Source organism: Acinetobacter sp. YH16040_T, assembly GCF_024605785.1.
Taxonomy (GTDB): domain Bacteria; phylum Pseudomonadota; class Gammaproteobacteria; order Pseudomonadales; family Moraxellaceae; genus Acinetobacter; species Acinetobacter amyesii.
In genome coordinates this window covers 2,163,978-2,185,802 of sequence record NZ_CP094541.1, presented here as the reverse complement: position 1 = coordinate 2,185,802, position 21,825 = coordinate 2,163,978, and the positions used below count along the sequence as shown (strand labels likewise).

Below are 21,825 nucleotides of genomic sequence, written 5' to 3'. Positions count from 1 at the left end.
TAATCATTCGTGGGTACATTTTTTGTTGAATGTTCAACTATTAGGAGAAAAAATGAAAATCATAGAGTTAGATCGAAAAACAAGAGACTACTTAGAGAGTTTAAATATTGATTTAACTTATAATGAAGAGCGATTCATAGCAATAAACGCATTAATAAAAGCCAATATTGCATTTAAAACCAAACTTGAAAACTTTAAACAATTTATTGACTGTTTAAGTGCAGATCGTTGCTTTGCCTTATGGATTTGGGAAACAGAAGAAATACTTCAAAAGTCCGAGGATTCTTTGCAATATTTTGCACATATGAGCGTGACAGAACAACAATTTGTTGAAGAACATATTGCTTTAGCAGATCGAATGCTAGAGTTGGCAAAAGCTCGGCTTTACGAAGGGCATTGGGAATATGGGGTTTCAAGTGCTGTAGATCGGCAATTTGATGATCTTACCGAATTATGTAGACGTATTTGGTCAAAAGAAAATAAAGCTTGGGTTAAATTGGCTAAGGCATGGAAAAGTTGTAACTCAAGGGTAATATGATTTGGCTAGCGATCAAAACAATTGCCCATTTCATTATTCTAATGACTGCCGCTGCTTAATTATGTGTAATTAATTTACCCTTTAATTAGCTTATAGATCATCGTTCACAAATAATGATGATCTATAAAAAGAAAATAAGGTTTAAAAAATTCTGTTGGTCACATCAGTTCAGAAAATAATAAAGCCTCTTCCTTTCTAAAATTTTCAATCGCTTGATCGAGTTGATTAAACTGCTGTTCATTGAGTGTGAGATATTGAATATTTTGATTGGTATTAATTCTTTCCCAAACATTTGGCTGCATGTTTAAGCGCTGGTGGTGATCTAGCTTCAAACGTACAGTTGTTCCAGTGTTTAAAGGCAATTCAATATGTGTATCATCCGCTTTCCACACGTGTTCAATATCTTCTACAGAAAATACCGTTAAATCTTCTAAGAATGGAACAAAGCTGCGTGGAAAATAAATATTGGTCGGTGAGTCTTTAAATAAAGGGCCAATTTGATTTAGGCTGAAATTGGCAAACCCACAGCCAATCTCAGTGAGATAGAACTCAAGATGAGGATTGCTTTTGGCATATTGCTTAAAGTTATTGATATAGTTTTGGATAAGATTTAAATCTAAGACTTCCCCATTTTTAGCAATGGTTGGAATGCCATAAGACTGGCCTTGTCTTCCTTCACCTTGACCTAGTTTTGCACCAAAATGATGTAGAGCCGTTTGTGCATATCCAGAGTAATGCTTACCTAACTCATGACAGCCAAATACTAAGATTTGATCTTCGGAAAAGTTATAGTCTTTAATTTCTTGATAATACTGATAAATCATAAAATGCCTACTTGAAAAACGTTTCGTTGAAGAATGCATATCTATGTATGAGTCAAATCCAATCCAGATCTGAAAAGTACATAACTATCTAGCGAATAAATGAAGTAAAGTATTTAAAAGATTTGTTTAATTTTCCATTAAATGTTAACACAGAATAACTTCAACTGAAGTGCGGTAGGTTCAATAAACAATAGTTGGACGACAACTAATGTCGCAAAGATGCTCGATAGGTTTGCTAATTCAATATCTAAATCGTAGAGTAAGTTATGAAATTAATCCTTATAAACCAAACAACTATAATTCGCTTATCGTGAGGAAAAAAATATGGGTGTACATCAAACTAAAAAAACAGTTCAGGATTTAGATATTATCAATCAACTGATATTGGGCGATACTTCTAATGAAAAATCAGGAATCTATATCCTTCCAGTCTTCACCCGTAAAGTCGAAATCGCAGCTGCTTTATTTGGCTTAAAATATACGTTTGAACAGCTGAGTCTGCATTATTCAAATGCTAATGAAAAAGAAAATGGACAATTGTTTTTTTGGGTGAAACAACCTAAGGATTGTGAAGATTCAGTCTTTAATCAAAATATTCTAAAAATTTGTCACTACTTTCAAATCACATCGAAATGTTTACTCAGCATTCAAGATGAGGGCGCCAATATTAGACTTTACGTCAACAAAGAACCTTCACAAACAATCGTTAAAGTGAAAGAGGCTGCAGAATGGTTAATGACTTTATTCTTGGATAAATTCCAAAATGAATCTCTAGGAACATTTGTTGTCACTCCGGCAAATGAATATGTAGCCGTAGCTGAACCACAAACCAATATGGGCAGAATGGCAAGGAAATTGAAAGCTGATCAGCTTGTAAAAGAATTAGATTTAACCCAGATAAATTTGCCTAATGAGACGACATAAATTGACGTAATAGCTATGATTGAACTTTATTTATTTGCTGTAATTGATTAATATAATTGAATAAAATTTGATTAAATATAAAGGGAATATCATATCGGTACTTTAGAAAAAGCAATTTCCTTCGCAACTGAACGGCATTTGGGGCAAATAGATAAAGCAGGGCAACCCTACATCCATCACCCCTTGCGTGTCATGCAAAATGCACAACATCCTGATGCCAAAATTGTCGCTGTTCTGCATGATATTTTGGAAGATACAGCAACATCGGTAACTGATTTAAGATTACTAGGGTTTGATGAAAATATTATTCATGCAGTTTTAGCTGTCACAAAACAAGATGGTGAAAGTCGTTTTCAGGCAGTGCAAAGAACAGTAAAAAATCCGATTGCTTGCGAAGTTAAACTTGCAGATTTACGTGACAATATGGATTTATCGCGCCTGCCCAAAATATCTGCCAAAGATTTGATTCGCTATAAACAATATCAAAAGGTTCAGAAAATACTAAAAGAGGCTTATGCAATTCATCAGCATATAAATACTTTAGATCTGGATTCTGAATATCCAGAGTTTGAATACGGCAGTATGCAGTTTAATTTTCAATATCTACTGAATGCTCTATTTGATCAATTACATCCAATGGGTGGAAACCAAATTGGTAGTCCTCAGGAATGGTGGATTATATTCGAAGATGCAAGTGAGTATTTTGCCTACTGTAAGCGTAAAAAATTAAAACCTTTTCTAAAACATTTTATTCAATTATTTAATTCGACTGATCGTGATTTTTTTGGCAGTTCATTCCAAACACCGGAAGATCAAGATATCTTGATGGAAATCTACAATAATGTTCTTGGTCATCATTTTAAGAAGGATATCGTATGATTTTGAAAGAGGACTTAATGATTGATGGATTGCACTACATACTCAAATTTGATCATTATAGTTTTTCCTTTTCTTTAAATAGACCACCCCGTGCCAGAGTCCAGATCAATTACCGTAAACATCCTGAATTAGCCCTATTTAGAGATGATCCCATATATGAAGATATCAACTTAAAGTTACCTGCCATGAAAGTTTTTAATGCGATTAGTAAGAGAGTTGAGGAGCTTATTTATAAGCATGATATTCATTATTGGTCTTTTAGTGCGACCTCTACGAAAAAAGCGAATGTCTACGAAAAACTTTTAAAGCGATGGATGAGTCGTAACACCATGGTCTTTAAATATGATCGAGTGGAAAATGATTTTTATGTATATGTAGAGAACAATTTTAATGATTTATACCGCTAATATAGCGGATAATTTAATGTAAATTTCATTTTTCCGTTTTTGAATCGTACCGGGTTTGTTGGAGGAGTTTATTAAGATAGGCTGCCTGACCTAACACAGCGATTAAATTGAGACTGTAAATTAAATTCTACTTTCTCGCATTTTTTGAGCAGTCAATGTCAACAAGTTCTAATGTAATAGATATACTACATTAAGTAAAAATTATATAATGAAGGGGTAAATAAGATGCCAATGATAATCCAACATATAGACGCAATTGCGAGAAAAAAAGGAAGTGATGTACTTTTTGTTAGTTTTAGTGAAATGACAATAGAAAATCACAATTATAAAGAGTTAACTGAGCGAAATGAATTAATACAATGGCTAAATTATAATAATATTTCATTTGAGTTTTGTTACGGTATGGCTAGTGATAATGTTATACAGCAACCATATCTAGGTAATTTATTCTTAGATGTCAGTTTTGATAAAAATGATCCTTTATATATTAAACTAGAAAAACATTTGGAAAATCGAGATGGAAGTCCAAAAATTCCAGGGGTGCATTTTTTTTATTGTCCATTAGATGTAGCTATGCAAAATTCACATTATGATTCCCCAGATTTTTTTCATGAATAGAATGTTTAACAATAGACCTTGCGGAGTATGCTTTTACCTAATTTTGAATTGGTTAAAACCTTATAAAATATAGTTTGTGGCTGTTTAAATTTTGACTAATGCAAGGTCTAATATATTTTTTAAGGCGACTGATGCAAAAATCTATTTTTTGTTAAAGGATGGCTAATCATTGTATTTCAACCGCAGATTATGCACGAATGCTAAAAAATCTGGGATGCAAATATTAACCAAGAAGAAGATCGTTTTTTGATTTATGAAAGAAGTCTATAGTAGTATTTGTTTTTTTAGTACTTTATAAAAATAATTGGGGTAAATATGAAACTGCATAATGATAATTTAATTTTTTCTCCCTCAGATTTAATTTTGTTTTTAGAAAGCCCTTTTGCTTCTTGGATGGAACATTACAGTCTTATTATTCCTGAAACTTTAGATTTAAAAGATCAAGATGATGCAATGATGCTCATGCTTCAAGATAAAGGTGCGGAGCATGAATCATCTGTATTGGAAGGATTGAAGGGACAAGGCTTAACAATTACAGATATAGGATTAAGTTCAGATAAGAAAGCTGCAACGATACAGGCCATGAAAGAAGGTGCAGATGTTATTTTTCAGGCTTGTTTGAGTAAAGGTAAGTTTGACTCAAATGTACGATAGCTAACCTATTATATGATAGTGGATACTTTGAAAGCACAACGCTAAAGAACACATCTCTATCTTTTTCATATGTTAAATGATCAACAGTATTTTCTATCAGCTTTAAATAGCCAGATTCAGAAGAGAATTCATAGCCTATTGAGAAATTGAAGGATACTGTTTCAGTATTCGATATCGTATTAAGGTAGGCATGGAGTTGTTGTTCATAACTAACATTATCTTGCAATATTTCATGGATATTGATGTATCGATATCCATATTCAAATGAATCAGAATTAAAAAAATCATAAGTTTCAAGAAAATAATCAGCAGAGAAATAAAATTTAATAAAACCATGATACAGCTTTTCCAAAGCTTGTTGAGATGACATGGATTGGTCATGCTCAAATATTAGGGCATTTAGATCATTTTCTAATTTATTCTTTGAAAATGCCGGCATGATAAGATGAATATTATTGCAATTTATTTGTAAATTGCTAAGTTCATCATAGGACTCTAGGATGACAATATGGATTTTATTTTCAGTCTTTCTAGGGATCTGTTTTAAAGTTTTAATTGTAAATAATATAGGGTTAAGTCCCTCTTCAAATGATTGAGAGAAATCAAGAGAAATCTCTGTATCTGTATAAATAACAATATCTTGCAATGTATTATAAGCTGTATGGGTCATGTTCTATAATGGTATTCAAAATTTGTAAAAAAGGTTTCATTCATAGCATGAACGATGTAATAAAGATACTTGTAAACCAAAATTATAATTCAGTTTATATCGTTGGAGATCTTCACGGGTCTGAACCGTACCGGGATTGTCGGAGACTTTTTATTTAAGTTAGGCCACCTGACCTAATAGGTTAATCTTATCATAGTACATTGCTTCAAACTCAGAAGAGGCTAGTAAGTTCTCTTCTTTATGGGATTGTAGACTGGCATAAAAAGCAACTTGAATTGAGTTGGTTTTCTCAATCAATATATGAACTAAAGATTACAGTAGTAATCTTTAGTTGTTCAAATTAATTTGGGTGAAAATGGGTGCAACATTTTCTTTTTATCTTACTAAAGAAGATGTTAGCAATGATTTCAACTCCCACCACCTCCAAATTGGAGTGGATCAATGCTTTTGGAGTAAGACATTTGTCCTTCATTATTATTTTTAGAACTTAATGAGATTATTCGGTGTCCCCCGGTAATCCCCCCTTAATGAAATAAAAGTGTTAAAGATAATTTAGACTAAGGCATGCAACAAAAAGAGACACAAAGTTTCGCTTAAATATAAATCAATATAGACTTAACAAGACTGAATTTAGTAAAATTGGTCACAGATTAAACCAACAAAAAATAAATAGAATGCCCAATAATATTTATGCTGAATTAGAGCAACTTGGACTTACCGCACAAAAACGTGCAATACACGTACAGTTGAGTAACGGCACGCTCAACGACCAAGTCTTCCTTCAGCGTATTGAAGGCACGCATGAATTAAATAAGGGTATTTATTTACAACTCATCTGCCTTTCGACCTCAGCGAATATACCTTTAAAGCAGTTCATTGGTGCACAAACAGCAATTGATATTGTCAACGACAAATCCGAACTCAATCGTATTTCTGGTATTGTGACAAAAGCCGATATTGGTGCAAGTGATGGATCGCTCACGATTTATCGCTTAATCGTAGAGGACCCAACAGCACTCTGGAAACACCGTCGAAACTCACGCGTGTTCATGAATAAATCTGTGGTTGACGTAGTGCAAACCATCTTCTCTGAGTGGCAACAAAAAAGTCCATTATTTGCTTCAAGTCTGACATTGGATAAAAGTGGACTCACTAAAGACTACGATATTCGTCCATTTATCATGCAGATGAATGAGCGGGATATAGACTTTGTTCAACGGCTTCTTGCATCTGAAGGTATTAATTGGCTCATTGACGAAGCACAACTCAAAGTATCTAGTTCAAGTGAACAAATACAACCCCAAAAACTCCGTTTGATTGATGATAATGCCCAGTACAAAGCTTTGGATCGACGTAATATTCGCTTCCATAGAAGCTCGGCAGTAGAACAAACTGATTCGATCACCAATTTTATTGGACGGCGTAGTATTCAACCGACTGCGGTTCACATCCAACGCTGGCAAGCTGATGCACTCGAAACCGAAGAAGGCGCAGGCTCAGTACAAAGCAAACACAGCCATAGTGAAAACCAAGACAATGTAAGCCTTGGCTTAGAACAGGCATGGCACTTTTCCCCTGCATGGATACAAGACCTCAAAGGTGAAGATGGTGCAACCAAATCAGGCAATAGTCAGATTGAAAAGTTTAATGAAAACCTGAGTAACTACTACGACTCACAAGCCAAACAATTTACTGCAACCTCAACCGTGCGTGATGCACAGGTAGGTTACTGGTTTGAATTCAATGAACACCCAGAAATTGATGAACATGATGGCGCGGATAAAGAATTCTTAATCACCGCGAAGTCCTTCTATAACCAAAATAATCTTCCCAAAGACTTAACCGATCAAGTCACAGCCTTGCTTAAACAAAGTAATTGGCAACAATTTGATATTCAAACCAATAACCAAGATGAACGTCAAGCTAACAACCTCGTATTGCAACGACGTAATATTGCCACCGTTCCTGAGTATAATCCTCTCACCCAAAGACCAACAGTACATCCCATGCGTGCCAAAGTGGTGGGTTTAAGTGGAGAAGAAATTCATGTCGATGAATGGGGACGCATCAAAGTTCGATTCCTATTCACCCGAAATGAAGATAATACTCATGATGGTGGTGCAGGCTCAAACGACAATGACACCGATTCCGCTTGGGTCGATGTACTGACGCCATGGGCAGGTGAAGGCTATGGAGCAAGATTCCTACCGAGGGTCAATGAGATTGTCGTCATCGACTTCTTTGACGGTAATATCGACAGACCATTTGTGGTGGGACGCATCCACGAAGCACAACGTCACCCAACCAAATTCGATAACAAAGGCAAACTACCTGATACCAAAAAACTGGCAGGTATTCGTTCTAAAGAAGTCAAAGGCGAAGGTTTTGGACAACTACGCTTTGATGATACAACTGGACAGATCAGCACCCAACTGCAAAGCAGTCATGGTGCAACGCAACTAAATTTAGGTAAGCTGAGTCATCCTAAAGATAAGGCAGAAAGTGAAGACCGTGGTGAAGGTTTTGAATTGCGTACAGACCAATGGGGTGCGGTACGTGCAGGGCAAGGGTTATTAATTAGTAGTGAAAATCAATCGAATGCTTCAGATATTCAATTAAATATTAAAGGGTTATTAACTCAGATATCTGAATCATTAGATCAACTAAAAACTTTAGAAAAAAATGCAAGAACAAGCAAAGCGTTTCAAGATGAAAATTATCAAATTAGTGAGGACATAGCAAAACAAGTTGAAACGACTTTGGCAAAATTTGAGGAACCTCATATTTTAATGAGTTCCTCCAAAGATATTATTTCTGTAAGCCAACAGAATCAGACACATGTAGCTAAAGAGAATATAAAAATTATTTCAGGTAAACAGTTAGATTTAAGTTCTTCAGGGGAGCTAACAGCCCATGCTGTAAAAGGTTTAAGTATATATACACAAGAAAACGGTATTAATGCTATTGCTACGCAGGGGCAAATTAAAATTCATGCGCAAAATGATGAACTTGATGTAGCCTCATTAAAAGACTGTAAAATTATGAGTACAGAAAATGCAGTCACGATAGTAGCTAAAAAAGAGATTATGCTAACTTGTGGTGGTGGCTATATTAAAATTAAAACGGACGGTTCAATTGAAATCAATAGCCCTGGATTGATTGAAGTCAAATCTGGACAAACAAAATTTACGGGAGGAACGCGTCATAATTTCCAAATCCCAAATATTTCAAGCAAAATCTGTATCCCTTGTTTATTAGATGCAGCAAGAAAGTCATTGCCTTTTGTTCATAGGGAAATTTGATATGAACAGCACTAAATTATTTGAACAAATAGCTAAAAGTGATTCAGAAAATAATTTTTTCCTTTTGCTGGATACTGCGAAAAATTATCTTTTTATACGTCGCTGGTTAAAGAAGCTTTCGTTCAAAAAACTTAAACAAATTGGAAATTTATTTGAAGGCACTATTGATGAAACTTCACCATTGGAAGTCTCACCTTTATTGATTCCTATTCATTTTGAAACTAAAGATGAACTTAATAAGCAATTTTTAATTGAAGAAAATATAGGAATGTTTTCAGTTCTAGAAACTCCTTTATCAAAACATGAGTTAATTCAGCACTTACAGCCATTTTTACAAGCTGAACTTCCTACAGGTGAACTAGCACTATTTCGATTTTATGATCCCTTTATTATTCAAGTATTAAATCAGATGTTGAATGAACAGGAATATAGTGATTTATTGAAACCTATTACTAATTGGTGGGTTCAACAAATGGATAATACTTTTCTGAATTTAGAGAGTCATTGCTATGCCGATTAAATTTACACAGGAACAAGTAGATTCTTTTATTACAGATCGTGAAGAAATATTAGCTAGCATTGCTTGGAATGATTATAAAGAAATGTTCCCTGAACGTGCTGAAAAGATAGCATTAACTGATGCAGATGGTATTTCCTATATGACTAAGGGAGTGAAGAAAGCCAAAATATATATGGCTGGTTATGAAAATGACTCTCAATTTAATCGTTGGCTGTCAGGTTATCTAGGATTACAGTTTCATATAGGTGAAAATTTTGATGAACACCCTTTTACGCAAAAAATTCTAACTGAAAAGTTATGGCATCCTTATAAACGTGTCGATATTTTAATGAAAATATTAGCTGTGATCACAGTAGAGCCAGCACAAAAAGAATTTTATAAACAATTAGAAAAATTGGTATAAGTCATGGGTATAGTAGCAACGGCTCCATCAATAACGACAGCAGAAATTGGCTCTAAAGTTACAGAAATCGCTTCTAAAATGGGCGATGGAATGAAAGTCGGTGGGGCAGGATTATTACGTGTTGCGGGTGTTGCTGTTACAGCAATTTTTTCAACTCAAAGTTTAGGCGTCGATTCTGATAAAATTCCAGGTGTTTTGGGTCAACCAGATGTTGGATTAGATCAAGATAAAGTTGGCATATTTATGGGTTCTAAAACTAAAGCTGAACCAAAGGTAAAGGAGAAAGCAGATACATGTACTGATACAGTAGGCGGAACTCCAAGTAATAAAAAATGTAAGGATGAAAGCCATCGTGGTAATATTCAAGCACAGGAAGAAACAGGAATGCTTGTAGTAACACCAGCAATATCTCGCTGGGATTTACCAACCCCACCTGGGTTTGTATTTGCAACTGCAGCAGCTAATGCTGTTCGATTAGCTTTGTTTGCTCAAGGCGAGAATGGGATTGACCTAAATCCAGAGCTTGGTTTGGTTAAAGGTGATAGAGGAAAAGATTTTCAAAAAGGTGCTGATAAAGCACATGCAAATATCTTAAAAATTTTAGAACAAAATAAAACAACAGGAATTTATAGTAAATATGAAATAAGTTGTTATTTTAATGGAACTAAAGCTTTTGGTGCAAATAAAGCTTTAAAAAAGGCTGCCTCTCGCAGAATTGATTTAACAGTTCATAAAGGTCAACTTATGGGACCTGGTACACTCTAATGAATATATTAAAGTCAAGAATTGAATTATTGCAACAGCACCCACTTTACCCATTTTTGTCTTGGAACAATGATATTAATCAGTATGTATTAGCGAATTATTTTTGGATAAATGTTCTAAAGGAAATTAGTCATTTTAAGGATTGGACTTATTACGATTCTTATATAAATTTTGATACAGATCATGAAGTCTCAAACCCTGCCATAAAATTATACAATTATTACGAAAAAAAAATTCTAACTATTTTTCATATGGGGAATTATGAAGAAGAATTTGATTACCCATATTTTTTGGTTGGAGCTGGAAATACAGCTCTTGAGACTGAAAATGGTGAAGATAATTTTATAGAGTTATCATTAATGGTTGATTTGCGTCATTCAAAATCATTAGATTCGGCAATAGGATTTATCTCAAAATTTTTGGACGATAAAATACAATTGGAACAATTAGACCAAATAATTAATGAATTTGAATTAAAATATGAAAATGATTTTAGTAGATTGAATTCAATATAATAAAGTTGGATTGAAAAATTTAAATATGATGCACAAGGTAATTTACTCAGCTATACTGATTGTTCAGGCAAAGAAACAAAATGGCAATACGATGAACGTGGGCGTGTTAAATCCGTAGAAAATGCGCTAAAACAAAAAGTCGAATATTTCTATACAGAATTTAGTGCTGAGAAGCGTGAGTCAATCATCAAAGGCTTACCTTTAAATGCCTTTGGTCAGCTTGAAAAAATCAAACATGCTGATGGGACTGAAGAACATTTTGTCCATGATGCTGAAGGACGGTTACTTGCTCACGTTGATGCTAAGCAACAGCAGACACGCTATGAATACGATGCAGCAGGTTTAATAACCAAACGCATCGATGCATTAAACCATACGTTAAAATATCAATGGGATCGTTTAGGACGTCTAAAACGATTGACGAATGAAAATGGCGCAAGTTACGAATTTGTTTACGATGCTGGCGGTCGTTTAATTAAGGAAATCGATTTCGATGGCAAAGAAACAATTTATCATTATGATGAGTTAAATGGTCGGCTCACCACAAGTATCGAGGTTGCGTCAGCTTATGGACAAGATTTAAAAGACCGTGCAGCACCGAAAGACCGAATTCAACAATTCATCTTTGACAGTATGGGACGTTTGGAACAACGTACCGCAGGCTATGGGCACTGTGGCTTAGAACTAGAAGAGAAACAGACTGAAGAATTTGCTTACGATTACATGGGACGTATTCTGCATGCCAAGAATGCAGAAAGTAACCTACAATGGTTCTACGATGCTGCGGGTAATGTGATCAAAGAACACCAACAGGATTATAAGAGCAACACAACAGCGGTATGGAAACACAGCTACGATGAAATCAATGACCGAATCAAAACCATCCGCCCTGACGGACAAAATATTGATTGGCTCACCTACGGTACAGGTCACGTACAAAGCCTGATTGTCAATGGACAAGATTTAGTCAGCTTTGAACGAGATGACCTACACCGTGAAGTTGTACGACACTACGCGAATGGAATCAGCCAAGAACAACAATTTGATCTTGCGGGACGCTTACACAGCCAAATCATGCTCAATGAACATGACAATGGCTACCAAAGCCAGTACAGAGAAAAAAACAAAAGACAGAACAATGCACTGCAACAGACCCGTCAATTGGTACAACGGCTGTATCAATACGACAAAACGGGTGAACTGACAGCCATCAAAGATACCCGTCGTGGCAACATTGCCTACAAATACGATCCTGTAGGACGTTTACTTGAAGCAAGCAGTAAACTGGGTAAAGAGACCTTTAACTTTGACCCTGCTAGTAACATCATAGATCGTTACAATGATGACAAAGCTCAAAGCCACCAACAACAAGCAGAAGAAAAAGGCTTTGGCTACAACCGTCTAGTCAATAACGTGGTGAAAGAATATCTCGACCAACAATACCAATATGATGCATACGGGCAACTCATTCGACAAAAATCTACGCAAGGTGATTTAAACCTTGAGTGGGATGTGTATGGGCGAATGATCAAAAGCCGAAACAGCCAATATACTGCAGAGTATCGTTATGATGCATTAGGTCGCCGTATTCAAAAACGTAGTAAGCACCATCATACGGGGGATGAACATAACATCATCTACGGATGGGATGGTGACACACTGGCTTATGAGTCAACGGAACACGCCACCAAACATTACATTTACGAAAAAGACAGTTTTGTACCTATGCTACAAGCGGTCTATCAAAGCCCAATAGAGTTACACCAAACGCCTGATTGGTCAGACAAGCCGTATAACGTGCATCGTGATCCATTGTGGAGAACTACGAAGCAAAGTAAAGGCTTTGATGATGTATGGTTCTACCATTGTGACCATTTAGGTACACCACAAGAAATGACTGACCATACAGGTTCGATCATTTGGAAAGCTGAGTATAAGGCTTGGGGTGAATGTAAGGCTGAAAAGGCTAAATCGAATTTCTTTGAAAATTCAGAAATTATTTCAAACAACATTCGTTTTCAAGGTCAGTATTTCGATCAGGAAACAGGATTGCATTACAACCGTTATCGGTATTATTCGCCTTATGTGGGAAGGTTTGTAAGTAAAGATCCGATTGGATTGTCTGGTGGGATGAATATTTATGCATATTCAATAAATCCAATTACTTGGGTTGATGCACTTGGATTAGCACCTAAAAAGCCAAAACCACAGCAGAGTTCGGAACCTACTGGTGTTGTCTGCAGTTTGACGAATACTTTAAAATCTTCTGCACAAGGCTTAACTTTAATAAAGCCAGGTACAAAACAATGGATGCAAGCGGTTCAATCTATGAAAAATGGTGGTAATACAAATTTCTTAGTGAGTGATATTGATGATGCAAAAAAACTACTTTCTGATGCCCGTGGAAACATGAACAAGATGCCTAGATATACTGAAGTTGGATATACTAAAGGGTATGAAGTTCACCCTTCAGAAGCGACGACTAATAACGCACCGCATAACAATTTAGATCATTTAAAATGGAAAGATTTTAGTAAAAAAGCTAAGAGTGCAAACAATTGTGGAAAGGGGCATATTTTCTTTGATAGTAAAGGTGCAGTACCTCCATTAAGAAAAGGTGAATAAAATGAATAAAGAAGAATTATATAATCTATCTAAAGAGCGATTGTATATAATCTATCAAGATTTAAAATCATCTAATGTTGATAAAGATATTTTACATTCTATTCAATTTTTTGACGTTATACCTAGCGAATCAATTTGGGAGAATTATATTTCTAAAAATGAAAATAAAGTAATTCATTTTAATAATGACTTGAAAATAAGTGAAAAGTATAGAAACTATACTGATATTGAAAAAGCATTGGATGATTTAAAGTGGTTTACTGATAATAATAAACTGTTTTTTTTATTTTATAATAAGAAAAATACTATTTTATTTGATTTTAATTTTTTTGATTTAATTATTAAAAAATCAAATTTTTTAGATAATGAGGATTATTTATTATATTGTTTTGATACGAAAAAAATTATTACAGGAGGATGGCAAGGTTTTGCAATTTGGGAAAGACCCATTAATTAATTATAATACTTTTACTTCGGTTTACTGATTGGTCAGAAAACCATATAGCGTACATCGTGCCCCATTATGGAAAACTGCGAAACAAAGCAAAGGCTTTGATGATGTATGGTTCTACCATTGTGACCATTTAGGTACACCACAAGAAATGACTGACCATACAGGTTCGATCATTTGGAAAGCTGAGTATAAGGCTTGGGGTGAATGTAAGGCTGAAAAGGCTAAATCGAATTTCTTTGAAAATTCAGAAATTATTTCAAACAACATTCGTTTTCAAGGTCAGTATTTCGATTTAGAAACAGGACTTCACTACAACCGTTATCGCTATTACTCGCCTTATGTGGGGAGATATGTAAGTAAAGATCCGATTGGGTTGTTAGGTGGGTTTAATACTTTTGTTTATGTATCAGATCCTAATGGATGGGTTGATCCTTACGGTCTTTATGGTACGAGAGGAAAACAAAATCGCATGCCAGGCGATAAGCACATGCCAACAAAACAAGGATATCAGCGCCAACATATTATCCCTTATTCTTTGAAAGACCATGAAATTTTTGCTAAATCAGGAATGAATATTAATGGATCGTCTAACCTTATGTACATGCCTGTATGTGAAGGAATTGATAAAAATGAAAAGCTTGGTTTACATCGAGGTTGGACTTCAGAGCATGCAGAATATAATAGAAAAGTTGAAAGAAAACTGGATGCAATACAAGCAAGATCCCGTGGGCAAAATTGGGATTATAGAAAATATCAAAGTGAAGTGTTAAATTTACAAAGAGAATTGAGAGCAGGGACGAAAAATGGTATTTATACTTGCGCATTACCTTTGAAAAAGAAATAGGACTAAAATTATGAATTTTTACACAATTTATCCATCCGAACATGTAAATCGAGATTTTTCTTTTTACTTAAAAGGAAATCAAGATAAAGTTGTTGACTATTTTAAGTTTAATGATAGTAGCACAGGATTTCTAAAGAATCCTAGAATCAATATGACATATGATAATGACTTTGAAGGTAATTTAGATGAAATACTAAATGCTGACTTTTATTATTCTGCTTCAGGTATTTTATTATTTTCGAAAAATTTTTATGAAAAGTTGAAAGATGAATTAGCTTCAGAATGTGATTTCTTTAGATGTTTAGTTAATAATACTGAGGTAGATATTTATGCGTTATATATCAAAAATACTGTGAATATATTAGATGATGATGAAAAAATAATAGAAACTAAGAACATAGATTCAACTTTTATCTTAAAAGATAAATCTAAACCATACATTTATATGGTTACTGAAAAATTTGTAAAATTAGTAGAAGAAAATAAGTTAGAAATGCAGTTTTTAGATTTTAAATGATAATTTCATTCAAGCCGCTGGTTTATCAGATAAACACCGATAGTGTACATCGTGATCCATTGTGGAAAACCACAAAACAAAGCAAAGGCTTTGATGATGTATGATTCTATCACTGTGACCATTTAGGCACACCACAAGAAATGACAGACCATACTGGTTCGATCATTTGGAAAGCAGAATATAGGGCTTGGGGTGAGTGTAAGGTTGAAAAAATTAAATCGAATTTCTTTGAAAATTCAGAAATTATTTCAAACAACATCCGTTTCCAAGGTCAATATTATGACCATGAAACTGGATTGCATTATAACCGATATCGTTATTATGAGCCACATAGTGCAAGGTATGTGAGTAAAGATCCGATTGGGTTGTTTGGTGGGTTAAATAATTCAATTTATGTGAGCGATCCGAATCAATGGGTCGATTCGATGGGGTTGATGGCACAAGGGGAAAGGGAAAAAGTTGCTGCGAATAATGCGTTAGTTGAAAAGCATGCAGCTGAAAGATTCGCTCAACAAAAAGCTGCTTGGCAAGTTTCAAAAATAAAAGATGCAAGATCCAAACAACAAAATAGACCAAGTACTGGAATATTGGGTGCATTATTGCCAGGAACTATGTCAAGTGTTGCGAAAAATAAGCAAGATGCAAATGTTTTAAGAAATCAGCAAGGAATGAGAAATGTAGGTACAGTTGGAGCTGCCGCCGCTACTTTACCATATGGAGTTACAGTAATTAGTGGCGGTTTTGGAGCAGGTGCAAAGGCACCAATAATGGGTGCTGTTGGTTCTGCTGCAGTAGACGGTGGTTTTCAAACATTTGATAGTGTTAGATGTAAATGCAATGCCTATAATTATAAGCGAACTCTTGGTGTAGCTGGTGTGGGAGCATTAGCAGGAGGAGTTGGCGCAAATCTTGCAAAAGCAAATGGAGTAGAATATGTTACAGCTATGAATTTCTATAAAAATACTACAAATACTATTGGAAAAAGAATATTTTATGGTCAAACAGCAGTAAAATCTATTACAACAAAGCCTATTAAAGAGAATCCGAGTCTAAAGTTAGATGAACCACAGTACAGTAAATAATAAAGGAAGTACTTTTATATGTTCAATATAATTATTGAAATTGTGTTAGGTACATTTATATCTAATCTGAAAGCAGATAATCATCCCTATTTGTTTTGTTTTATAAAGGGGGTTTTACTGGGGTTGACAGGATTTTTTTTAGCCGTTATTTATAATTATTTTAATGATGATTATATAATGCCTTTTAATGATCTAATGTTTTTCTTTTTAATAACTCAAACGATAGGTATTGTAGTTTCAGTAATTTTTCTTATAATTGAATATTTGTTTCCAGATAAAAAAAACGAAGACTTTTAAAATATTTTAGGTGTAGGTGTTTGAAAAATATGTGTATTAAATTTACCAAAAAAATGTGATTGAAACCAGCCAAATAAGCAGAAACCTTAATCGCTTAATCCAAAGTGATCACAATAGTCAAATCACCATTTATGGTTATGATATATTTGGAAGACGAATATCTGAACAAAGTCAAATAGTTAATCAAAATTAAGTGGAACACAGCCTGACATTATTTGGTTGGGATAGTGATTTGACGATTTTCGAGTCGCAACATTACACTCAAAGCAATAATAAAATACAAGAGAACTTACAGCATACAAGTTACACCAAGCATTATTTTTTGAACCAAATAGTTTTACCATTTTTTCAAACAGGCTATGCAGGTTTTATTAAGTAGATTGAAACCTCAGACTATTCACGTTTCCAAACAGAACCTTATTCAATTTTATAAAGACCCGATATGGAAAACCGAAAAGAGAAAAAACAGAGCTGAATGGCTTTGTTGCACAAAGCTGTTCTTGAGGGCTTTTTCAGCGATATAATTTTCAAATGAAGAAGCCTACATACAAAATCTACCGCACAACCAATTGGCCCGCATATAACCGAGCACTCATGAGTCGCAGAAATATTGCCATTTGGTTTGATTCTGCTACGCAATGGTATGCGCCATCAAAAGGCAAACAAGGGCGAAATCAAACCTACTCCGACGCAGCCATCCAATGCTGCTTAATGATTAAATCCTTATTTCGTCTGTCTTTACGTATGGTTACTGGCTTTGTGCAAAGTCTGATTAAACTTTGCGGATTAAATTGGATAGCTCCAGATTACACCACGCTTTGTAGAAGACAAAAGCATATTGATATTGTAATCAGCTACCAAAAAAGTAGCGATGGGCTGCATCTACTCATAGACTCTACAGGCATGAAGTTTCTAGGTGAGGGCGAATGGAAGCGCAAGAAACATGGACCTGAATATCGTCGCCAATGGCGTAAACTTCATATTGGTATAGATGCTGAAACCCTTCAAATACGCGCCATTCAACTCACTACAAATAATGTGAGTGATTCACAAGTGCTTGGTGATTTACTCGATCAGATTCCACAAGATGAGCAGATTGACTCTGTTTATACCGATGGAGCTTATGACACCAAGCAATGCCGTCAGGTCATTGCAGATCGGCAAGCGCATGCGGTGATTCCACCTAGAAAAAATGCGAAACCATGGAAAGATACAAAGATCAGCTCGCTAGCGCGAAATGAATTACTTCGAACAGTTAAACGTTTAGGCAGGACATTATGGAAAAAATGGTCCGGCTATCATCGCCGCAGTTTGGTGGAAACCAAGATGCATTGCATCAAATTATTAGGTGATAAATTAATGGCAAGAAGCTTTTCTAGTCAGGTGAATGAAATTCATGCACGTGTAGCAGTCCTCAACAGATTTACGGAATTAGGTCGACCACTTACCCAAGTTACGCCTTAAATTTGGCTCAATTAGGGGGCTTTGTATTTCAAATCTTTGTGCAACAAAGCCGTTATAAATTGGCTCTGTTGCACAAGCAGCGCCAATAAATTATTTTGTGTTTTTTTATTATCTAATCAAATGAATATACTCATGCTTCAGCAATTTTAGGCAGAATTATTGATTTTATGTCATTTAAATCTTATTCATTACAAAATTCTGCCCAATCAGCCATTAAGCCTTTTCGTTTTTCAAAATATGCTCCACGTAAGTCAGCAGCTTCTACCTCATCTGGTAGTTTATGTACGAGTGCATTCTCATAGATTTTACGTGGGTAATCGGTTTTATCAGCAGCAAAATTACTTGGAATTGGTCCCTTTTCTGCACGGTTGCGTGTTAGTGCAGCCATTACAATTCGATTGTTAAGTTCAATATTGTCCCAATTGATAAGAACTAAAACACTAATACCTGAAGGGTATCAGGTGCACTACATAATTCCAAAAAGCACAGATTCATTACGAGATGTTAATAAATTGTGTAAAAATTTTGATGTGCATAATGTAAATAAATTAATTGCTTTACCTAAAGATGCAAATGTTCCACTTAAAACTGGGGGAGGTTTTGGAAAAACTACACACTTTGGATATCATTCTGGATATAACGAAGCTGCTATTGGCGCTATGAAAGTTGCAGCAAGATTTAAACCAAATGTCGGTAGGTGTAAGAAATTAGCTGTGGTTCAGGGGGCATTAAAAAAACAATTGCAAGCAGGAGGGCAAACAATGTATGGCAATGCATACCCTAATGGTACTGGTGGTGTTGAAAAAGATTGGATGAATACGGTTAGAAACCACGTGAGAGGAAAATAAATGAAGACTTGGGATCAAGTAGTAGAAAGTGCAGCTGAATTTATATCTTTTTTGGAAAAAGGTAATTTTTATAATACTAAGTTTAGTACTGAAAAAGATTACAAGATTATTTTTGATGCTAATTTAGGAATAGATTATGCGACTAATGACAGTTTTGATGATTTTGATGAATGGGAAACTGTGACTGATACCCCCGATATTTTTCCAGAAAGCTTTGAATGGAACGATCAGATTAAATATAAACTAAAACAAAAAAATTATTTTGGATTTGAAAATCAAGAATTTAACGGAGCTAAAGAAAAATGGATAATGGGTGAAGCTTGTCTGATAGTAGAGTTGATGTATAGAGATATAGGTATAATATTTCAATGTTATGCAAATGACTATTTTCCTACAATCTGGAAAGAAATTTTAGAAATATATTTAAATAGTGGTTTTCCGTGTGGATGGGATGGTCATCTACCTGAAGGGAAAATTGTAGTTTTTTCTAATCAATAAAATTTAAAATCAGTACGCTATTTCAAATTATACAAAGCTCAATGATAGCTTCATTGAGCTTATTTTTATTTTAATAATTCATATAACGTACGCCAAAATTTGCTATCGAAAACCACAAAACAGAGCAAAGGCTTTGATGATGTATGGTTCTATCATTGTGATCACTTAGGCACAGCACAAGAAATGAGTGACCATACAGGTGCAATCATTTGGAAAGCTGAATATAAGGCTTGGGGTGAATGTAAGGCTGAAAAGGCTAAATCGAGTTTCTTTGAAAATTCTGAAATTATTTCAAACAACATTCGTTTTCAAGGTCAGTATTTCGATCAAGAGACAGGTTTACACTATAACCGTTACCGCTATTACTCGCCTTTTGTGGGGCGGTTTGTAAGTAAAGACCCGATTGGATTGTCTAGTGGGAGTAATAATTATGCATATGTACCAAATCCAACGAGTTGGGTTGATCCAAATGGGTTAACATGCCAGAAATATCGTAGGGAAAGTCTTCGTGAGATAAGACGCAAATTGGGAATTCCAATGAGTCAACAACCTATTAGTCAAAAAATGGTACCTTTAACTGATAAAAATGGTAAAAGAATTCTTAATGATAAAAATATGCCAATTATGACGCGAGAAATGACTTATAGCGCAAACGGAAAAATTTTTATAATTCAAGATCATTCAGCAGGTCATGATTTTGGCGAAGCAGATGGGACTGGTAATCAGCCTTCTCACCACAATGTTAGACCACCAGACAATACAAGAACTGGTAATGTTGAAGGAATGGATGATCATTATTATTTTGACTGTAGGAATCGGAAATGATTGAGCAAATAAATTTATTAAACCCGATGGCACTTAATAAATATTCTTTAGACTGTAATAATGTAGAAATTTACAAGATAATGATTACAAACAATGATCCTACTTTAGAAATTAAGTTTAAATTTGAAGGTGGGATTGAATCCATATTTGTTGATATTAGTTTTATTGGAGTTGATGATTTATTGATTAAGAATATATCATTAAATAATATTGTTAAAGACAATAAAATATTAAATGATTATTTTGAAATACATACTTTAAATTTAGGTACTATACAATTTAAATATGAATGGGGTAGAGTAGAATCAATTAAAAAAATTAAAGAAGGAACATTTTAATTTAGTATTTAAATACGGCTTTGTTGCACAAAGATTTGAAATACAAAGCCCCCTAATTGAGCCAAATTTAAGGCGTAACTTGGGTAAGTGGTCGACCTAATTCCGTAAATCTGTTGAGGACTGCTACACGTGCATGAATTTCATTGACTTGGCTATCAAATTTTCTTGCACTGAGTTTATCCCCCAATAATTTGATGCAATGCATCTTAGTTTCGACCAAACTTCGGCAATGATAGCCGGACCATTTTTTCCATAATGTCCTGCCTAAACGTGTAACTGTTCGAAGTAATTCATTTCGCTCTCGCGAGCTACTCTTTGTATCTTTCCATGGTTTCGCATTTTTTCTAGGTGGAATCACCGCATGCGCTTGCCGATCTGCAATGACCTGACGGCATCGTTTTGTGTCATAAGCACTATCTGTATAAACAGAATCGATTTGTTCATCTAAGGAAATTTGATCGAGTAAATCACCAAGTACCTGTGAATCACTTACATTGTTAGTTGTAAGCTGAACTGCACGTATTTGGAGAGTTTTAGCATCTATACCAATATGTAATTTACGCCATTGACGACGATATTCAGGCTGATGTTTCTTCCTTTTCCATTCACCTTCACCTAAAAACTTTAGACCGGTAGAGTCTACCAGCAAGTTAAGCCCACCACTGCTTTTTTGATAACTAATCGCAATATCAATATGTTTTTGTCTTCTGCAAAGCGTACTGTAATCTGGTGCGGTCCAATTTAATCCACAAAGTTTAATCAGACTTTGCACAAAGCCAGTGACCATACGTAAAGATAGAAGGAATAAGGATTTAATCATTAAGCAGCATTGAATAGCAGTATCGGAGTAAGTTTGATTTCGTCCATGTTTGTCTTGTGATTGTGCATACCACTGGGTCTTAGTGTCAAACCAAATGGCAATATTTCCGCGACTCATGAGTGCTCGGTTATATGCGGGCCAATTGGTTGTGCGATAGATTTTGTGTGTAGGCTTCTTCATTTGAAAATTATATC

General features: G+C 34.8%; 21 protein-coding genes and 6 pseudogenes. 23 read left to right on the top strand and 4 right to left on the bottom strand.

Annotation, left to right across the window (positions count from 1 at the left end):
• Window positions 1-52: 52 nt before the first annotated feature.
• Window positions 53-538 (top strand): hypothetical protein, encoded by a 486-nt coding sequence (locus tag MST16_RS10830; protein WP_180092362.1) that lies wholly within the window; start codon window positions 53-55, stop codon window positions 536-538.
• A gap of 158 nt (window positions 539-696) precedes the next feature.
• Here the strand turns inward: MST16_RS10830 and MST16_RS10825 are convergent, their stop codons facing one another.
• Entirely contained in the window at window positions 697-1,362 is a 666-nt protein-coding gene (locus tag MST16_RS10825) for a hypothetical protein (protein WP_180092364.1), read from the bottom strand.
• A 324-nt stretch (window positions 1,363-1,686) separates the two neighbouring features.
• Here MST16_RS10825 and MST16_RS10820 point away from each other — a divergent pair, with 324 nt between their 5' ends.
• From MST16_RS10820 to MST16_RS10800, 5 genes and pseudogenes are all read left to right on the top strand, one after another.
• On the top strand, window positions 1,687-2,286 hold the full coding sequence (locus tag MST16_RS10820; RefSeq protein WP_257225791.1) for a hypothetical protein: 600 nt from the start codon (window positions 1,687-1,689) through the stop codon (window positions 2,284-2,286).
• Between the two features lie 93 nt (window positions 2,287-2,379).
• Window positions 2,380-2,790, top strand: a pseudogene (locus tag MST16_RS10815) (guanosine-3',5'-bis(diphosphate) 3'-pyrophosphohydrolase); the annotation flags it as partial.
• 371 nt (window positions 2,791-3,161) lie between these two features.
• Complete coding sequence (locus tag MST16_RS10810) at window positions 3,162-3,572, top strand: hypothetical protein (RefSeq protein WP_004962518.1); 411 nt, start codon at window positions 3,162-3,164, stop codon at window positions 3,570-3,572.
• Between the two features lie 225 nt (window positions 3,573-3,797).
• Window positions 3,798-4,190 (top strand): hypothetical protein, encoded by a 393-nt coding sequence (locus MST16_RS10805; RefSeq protein WP_257225793.1) that lies wholly within the window; start codon window positions 3,798-3,800, stop codon window positions 4,188-4,190.
• Between the two features lie 315 nt (window positions 4,191-4,505).
• Entirely contained in the window at window positions 4,506-4,844 is a 339-nt protein-coding gene (locus tag MST16_RS10800; RefSeq protein WP_257225794.1) for a hypothetical protein, read from the top strand.
• Here MST16_RS10800 and MST16_RS10795 read toward each other — a convergent pair.
• The gene (locus tag MST16_RS10795) at window positions 4,792-5,514 is read right to left on the bottom strand and encodes a hypothetical protein (protein ID WP_180092369.1); all 723 of its coding nucleotides are present in this window, start codon (window positions 5,512-5,514) and stop codon (window positions 4,792-4,794) included. The genes MST16_RS10800 and MST16_RS10795 overlap by 53 nt on opposite strands.
• 674 nt (window positions 5,515-6,188) lie before the next feature.
• Here MST16_RS10795 and MST16_RS10790 point away from each other — a divergent pair.
• From MST16_RS10790 to MST16_RS10735, 12 genes and pseudogenes are all read left to right on the top strand, one after another.
• Complete coding sequence (locus tag MST16_RS10790) at window positions 6,189-8,816, top strand: type VI secretion system Vgr family protein (RefSeq protein WP_180092372.1); 2,628 nt, start codon at window positions 6,189-6,191, stop codon at window positions 8,814-8,816.
• Between the two features lies 1 nt (window position 8,817).
• The gene (locus MST16_RS10785; RefSeq protein WP_180092375.1) at window positions 8,818-9,336 is read left to right on the top strand and encodes a DUF4123 domain-containing protein; all 519 of its coding nucleotides are present in this window, start codon (window positions 8,818-8,820) and stop codon (window positions 9,334-9,336) included.
• Window positions 9,326-9,739 carry a hypothetical protein gene (locus MST16_RS10780; protein ID WP_180092379.1) on the top strand — a complete coding sequence of 138 codons (414 nt, stop codon included), beginning with the start codon at window positions 9,326-9,328 and terminating at the stop codon, window positions 9,737-9,739. The genes MST16_RS10785 and MST16_RS10780 overlap by 11 nt, the downstream gene beginning before the upstream one ends.
• 3 nt (window positions 9,740-9,742) lie before the next feature.
• Complete coding sequence (locus MST16_RS10775) at window positions 9,743-10,504, top strand: hypothetical protein (protein ID WP_180092382.1); 762 nt, start codon at window positions 9,743-9,745, stop codon at window positions 10,502-10,504.
• Window positions 10,504-11,019, top strand: coding sequence for a hypothetical protein (locus tag MST16_RS10770; RefSeq protein WP_180092384.1), 516 nt, complete (start codon window positions 10,504-10,506; stop codon window positions 11,017-11,019). Before MST16_RS10775 ends, MST16_RS10770 begins: the two co-directional genes overlap by 1 nt.
• Before the next feature lie 21 nt (window positions 11,020-11,040).
• Window positions 11,041-13,644, top strand: a pseudogene (locus MST16_RS10765) (RHS repeat-associated core domain-containing protein); the annotation flags it as partial.
• A gap of 1 nt (window position 13,645) precedes the next feature.
• The gene (locus tag MST16_RS10760) at window positions 13,646-14,101 is read left to right on the top strand and encodes a hypothetical protein (RefSeq protein WP_180092387.1); all 456 of its coding nucleotides are present in this window, start codon (window positions 13,646-13,648) and stop codon (window positions 14,099-14,101) included.
• A 37-nt stretch (window positions 14,102-14,138) separates the two neighbouring features.
• Window positions 14,139-14,942, top strand: a pseudogene (locus MST16_RS10755) (RHS repeat-associated core domain-containing protein); the annotation flags it as partial.
• Window positions 14,943-14,952: 10 nt separating this feature from the next.
• Complete coding sequence (locus tag MST16_RS10750; RefSeq protein ID WP_180136596.1) at window positions 14,953-15,459, top strand: hypothetical protein; 507 nt, start codon at window positions 14,953-14,955, stop codon at window positions 15,457-15,459.
• Between the two features lie 41 nt (window positions 15,460-15,500).
• Window positions 15,501-15,893: pseudogene (locus MST16_RS10745) on the top strand (RHS repeat domain-containing protein); the annotation flags it as partial.
• A gap of 666 nt (window positions 15,894-16,559) precedes the next feature.
• Window positions 16,560-16,838, top strand: coding sequence for a hypothetical protein (locus tag MST16_RS10740; protein WP_180036263.1), 279 nt, complete (start codon window positions 16,560-16,562; stop codon window positions 16,836-16,838).
• Window positions 16,839-17,369: 531 nt separating this feature from the next.
• Window positions 17,370-18,302: an IS5 family transposase gene (locus MST16_RS10735; RefSeq protein ID WP_180092656.1), complete on the top strand. Its 933-nt coding sequence runs from the start codon at window positions 17,370-17,372 to the stop codon at window positions 18,300-18,302.
• A gap of 181 nt (window positions 18,303-18,483) precedes the next feature.
• Here the strand turns inward: MST16_RS10735 and MST16_RS10730 are convergent.
• Window positions 18,484-18,642 (bottom strand): annotated as a pseudogene (locus tag MST16_RS10730) (integrase); the annotation flags it as partial.
• 121 nt (window positions 18,643-18,763) lie between these two features.
• Here MST16_RS10730 and MST16_RS10725 point away from each other — a divergent pair.
• From MST16_RS10725 to MST16_RS10705, 5 genes and pseudogenes are all read left to right on the top strand, one after another.
• Window positions 18,764-19,150 (top strand): hypothetical protein, encoded by a 387-nt coding sequence (locus MST16_RS10725; RefSeq protein ID WP_180092653.1) that lies wholly within the window; start codon window positions 18,764-18,766, stop codon window positions 19,148-19,150.
• Window positions 19,151-19,648 carry a hypothetical protein gene (locus tag MST16_RS10720; protein WP_180064263.1) on the top strand — a complete coding sequence of 166 codons (498 nt, stop codon included), beginning with the start codon at window positions 19,151-19,153 and terminating at the stop codon, window positions 19,646-19,648.
• 102 nt (window positions 19,649-19,750) lie between these two features.
• Window positions 19,751-20,125 (top strand): annotated as a pseudogene (locus MST16_RS10715) (RHS repeat domain-containing protein); the annotation flags it as partial.
• A 60-nt stretch (window positions 20,126-20,185) separates the two neighbouring features.
• Entirely contained in the window at window positions 20,186-20,473 is a 288-nt protein-coding gene (locus MST16_RS10710; protein ID WP_306669537.1) for an HNH/endonuclease VII fold putative polymorphic toxin, read from the top strand.
• The gene (locus MST16_RS10705) at window positions 20,470-20,811 is read left to right on the top strand and encodes a hypothetical protein (protein ID WP_180092647.1); all 342 of its coding nucleotides are present in this window, start codon (window positions 20,470-20,472) and stop codon (window positions 20,809-20,811) included. The genes MST16_RS10710 and MST16_RS10705 overlap by 4 nt, the downstream gene beginning before the upstream one ends.
• Window positions 20,812-20,878: 67 nt before the next feature.
• Here the strand turns inward: MST16_RS10705 and MST16_RS10700 are convergent, their stop codons facing one another.
• Window positions 20,879-21,811 (bottom strand): IS5 family transposase, encoded by a 933-nt coding sequence (locus MST16_RS10700; RefSeq protein ID WP_180092644.1) that lies wholly within the window; start codon window positions 21,809-21,811, stop codon window positions 20,879-20,881.
• Between the last annotated feature and the right edge of the window lie 14 nt (window positions 21,812-21,825).